This window comes from Bacillus sp. 05T31 (assembly GCF_056396725.1).
Genome location: NZ_JBFTMA010000387.1, coordinates 1 through 4,028, shown reverse-complemented (window position 1 = coordinate 4,028; position 4,028 = coordinate 1). Strand labels below are relative to the sequence as shown.

The following is a 4,028-nucleotide window of genomic DNA, read 5'->3' as shown; positions in this document are numbered from 1 at the left end:
GGGCATGGGGTGGTGCCTCCATAGCTATTAAAAGATTTTAATTTGATAATTATAGAGTAGTACACCTATAAACAAAAMCCACCAGAAACATCTAAAATCTGCCCTGTTACCCAGCGACTATCMGAAGARGCAAGGAACGCTACTGCATCTGCAATATCTTCWACTTGCCCTATTCGKCCAAAMACAGATGAATTCGTAGCAAAAYTTCGTATTTCTGGATTATCTARCAAKTTCGCATTAATATCTGTCTTCGTATATCCSGGCATAATTGTATTAACGGTTATACCTCTTTCTCCAAGATGTTTAGCTAGAGGAAGTGTCATCGTGTTAAGTGCACCTTTACTTAAACCGTATGCAATTGATCCTGTAAAACCAAGTCGTACTTCGGCTGATGAGATGTTAATAATACGCCCTTCTGCTCGCAGTAATTGTAATGTTTGCTGGATTAAGAAGAACGGTGCCTTAATGTTTACGGCCATAATTTCATCAAACACTTYTTCTGTCGTATTTTCAATCGTTCCTTGTACACCTATCCCTGATTCCTCTGCGCCTCCCTAAACTCCTCCTTCACCTTCTCTAACAACCCTTCTTCCGTAATTAATCGATATGCCGTATTCGCTAATGCCTTTGCCGATGTAATTAACGCTTTGTCTCCTAGTTCTGAACGAGCTGCTTCTCTAAATTCATTCGTATGCGCAATTAAATCGTCTGGWCCRATTTTAATGTACGGATGAATTGTCGGTACGACTTGGCTTACGTTGCCTGCGTCTGTTGAGCCGATTCCTACTCTTTCTTTACGGTTTACATCTTCACCAAGTTGTTCTAGTTCTTCGGCTACGACGTCATTAAATGTTTCTGTTACGAGCAATTCATCGATTTCATTTTGGAATTGATGAATTTTCACTTTTGTACCTGTTGCTAGTGCTGCTCCTTGTGCGATGTTTCTTACTTTTTCTGTTACTTCCGCACATCTTGTTCTTGTTGCTGCACGGATGAAGAACCTTGCTGCTGCGTAATCAGGAATAATATTAGGCGCTTTTCCTCCTTCTGTAATGACTCCATGGATTTTCACATCTGATGGAAGTTGTTGGCGAAGTGCATTAATACTGTTATACAGCTGGATAATCGCATCTAATGCGTTTATTCCTTCTTCTGGTGAAGCTGCTGCATGAGCTGTTTTTCCGTAAAAATGAAAATCAAGTGGATCGACCGCTAATGATGGACTTGTCGTCGCTGTTTTTCCGCTCGGATGAATCATAAGCGCCGYATCAATATTTTTAAATAAACCAGCTTTTACATAACTCGATTTTGCGCTACCATTTGGTCCCCCCTCTTCTGCTGGTGTTCCGAACACGACAACTTCCCCGCCGATTTCTTCAAGCATTTCTGATAACGCGATCGCTGCTGCAACGCTAATTGTTCCGATTAAATTGTGACCACACGCATGACCGAGTCCTGGTAAAGCGTCATACTCAGCTAAAAATGCGATAACTGGTCCTTGTTTCCCGGAACTTTTTCGCGCGATAAACCCTGTTTCATGACCAGCTATATTGTGCTGCAACTGAAATCCTGCGCTTCCTAACAACAAACTTAACGTTCTTGATGCGTAAAATTCTTGGTTACCAATCTCCGGATTCGCATGAATATTATGACTTGTTTCTATGTACTTTTCCTTATTTCTTTCTATACTCTCTTCAATTGTTTTTCTTTGTGACGTTACTCCTGTCGCTCCCATTTTTCTTCCTCCTTTTATTTTCACGTAAAAAAGCCTCTTTCTAAAAGATAGAAAGAGGCTTCTGTATATACAGTCAAAATGAGCTTCTTTCTTATCTTTCAAGTTACCTTGCTGGAATTGGCACAGTATTCATAAAGAATCCGCTGCCGAGGTGTCATAGGGCCAGTCCCTCAACCTCTCGTGATAAGAATTTTCATAAAATTGTATTAAATTATTTTCATTCTAAGTTCATTCCAGGCAAAAGTCAAGGAATTCCTATCTGAATTTACCGAATATCTAAAAACCCTTTTAATACGCCAATTGTTTCAGGTGCTTGTAATCTTGCACATATGTACGGAAATTCCATACTACCTTCAAACATCATTTGAGATGTGAGCGGTGCCCCCGCCCAAAAGATTTCATCATCGATTACTATAAACGGGAACGCCTTGTTTTGCCTTTGTAATTTTACATTCTTTAATGGAACTGGTCCATCACTATAAACCGTTACTTGTGCATTCGTACGCATTAACGCTTGCCATACTCGTTTATCAACTTGCCTTGTGCTTGGAAGTGAAATGATAATTTGACGTTTTGCAGCTAAAATATCTTTCAATAACCCTTTCGATTCTTCAAGATTCATTTCCATAAACCAGCGTAAACGTTTCGAGATTTTTCGCTCCCACAATTGTCTTGATGTCGTGCGATCATACACATCTCCGTGACGTTCTATATGAGCTGTTAATTGCGATAACGCTTGTTTTCTCGATAAATTTTTACGCATGTAGTGGCAATCTGATAATTGAATGAACTTCCCTCTCGCYCTYGTYACTGCWACRTTGACGAGGCGATGGTTTTTATGATCAAAGAATAACACACCAGGACGTTCTTGCGGATAACTATCAACCGTATCAAAGATCATCATATCTCTTTCAGACCCTTGAAACTTATGAACTGTCGCCGCTAAAACTGATATGTGTTGATATTTCGTTCTCTGCAACATTTCTCTAATGCACGTTGATAAAAAGCGGGACTGCGCCCTGTACGGCGTAACAACACCGATAGATTGAACACCATCTAACAATCCAATTAACATCATTTGCATCGCTACTAACCCAGACATAATATTAAAACGCGAACCGGAAGCAGCGTCTTTTAAAGAAAAAGCTCCCATTAAGCTCGTATCAAATAAAACACTAGCTTCATTTGCGAACGGTTGTAGTTTCGCAAGTTCTTTACGCTCTGAAACAGATGGATGATCGTAAACTCTATTTTTATAAATAAATGAATTCGTAAACTTCGATATATCCGCATGCATACGTCTTTGTTCCTGCAGCATAAAAAGGTTCGGATGTGCTTCTGATTTATTTACAGACTCAACAATCCCTGCATGGTAAAACATATCTTCACCGAGCCATTTTCGAACGAGTTCATGGTTTGCCATCGCAATCGGAGGTAACTGTAAAAAATCACCACAAACGACAATACGTTTCCCAAGAGAAGCAGCTAATGCGATTTGCGGAACATATGCCATACTTACTTCATCTACAACAACTAAATCAAATGTGCGCTCATAAATAAGTGAATCAATGGCACATTTTGATAGCGTCGCACCGATTACTTTCGCATTTTCAATATATTCTTTTTCTACTTCTTTAATTTTCGCTTTTTGCTTTCGAAGATCACTTTCAATCTCTTGTATACGCTTCTTATCAGCAGAAGTCGCTTTATATGATAAAATCTTTTCACGAAGATCTTGTCGTGTCTCTTCTAAATAAAGTCTTTCTTCTCCCCAAGATCCGTTCGTCGTTTCAACTAACTTCGACGCAAGTAACGTTTCATGATTTCGTATATGTTCATGTTGACTATAACCATAACGAACAATTTCGCCAGGTGTCCATTTCTTCTTCTTCTCAATTTGCTTCGTTACTTCACTCATTAATACGTCCACAGCCGCATTACTATGAGCTAACACAAGTACCGATTTTCCTTTTTGATAATGAGCTGAAATAATGCGCGATAAATTGTAAGACTTCCCTGTTCCAGGTGGTCCCCACACGTACGTTGTCGGATTATAAAATGAACGATACGCCAATTCATTTTTCGTATTTTTCATCTTTTCAATATGCTTTGGACTGCTCGTYCCATCAACAAGACGCTTTATACGATTACGTTTYAGCTTATCTTTAYGWGCCTCTTTCAATCKCTCTTGYAGCTGTTCTAGCAATTGCCACGGTTCACTATATAAAACAGCTTCTCTTATTTCACCTTGTATATAATCATTTAATTTCAGTTCTATTTCTAATCCATGTAC

The 4,028-nt window shown here is 39.2% G+C and carries 2 protein-coding genes, 1 pseudogene and 1 riboswitch; all 3 genes and pseudogenes read right to left on the bottom strand.

The genetic code is table 11. The features are described 5' to 3' along the window. Positions 1-65 precede the first annotated feature (65 nt). Positions 66-539 (bottom strand): annotated as a pseudogene (locus AC1DJR_RS19960) (SDR family oxidoreductase); the annotation flags it as partial. Next, entirely contained in the window at positions 530-1,735 is a 1,206-nt protein-coding gene (locus tag AC1DJR_RS19955) for a M20 family metallopeptidase (protein ID WP_477003332.1), read from the bottom strand. The pseudogene AC1DJR_RS19960 and the gene AC1DJR_RS19955, both read right to left, overlap by 10 nt. An 88-nt stretch (positions 1,736-1,823) precedes the next feature. Next, a riboswitch (SAM riboswitch) is annotated at positions 1,824-1,925 on the bottom strand. A 75-nt stretch (positions 1,926-2,000) separates the two neighbouring features. Continuing rightward, positions 2,001-4,028, bottom strand: a 2,028-nt coding sequence (locus AC1DJR_RS19950; protein WP_477003331.1) for an AAA domain-containing protein, incomplete at its 5' end; no start/stop codon positions are given.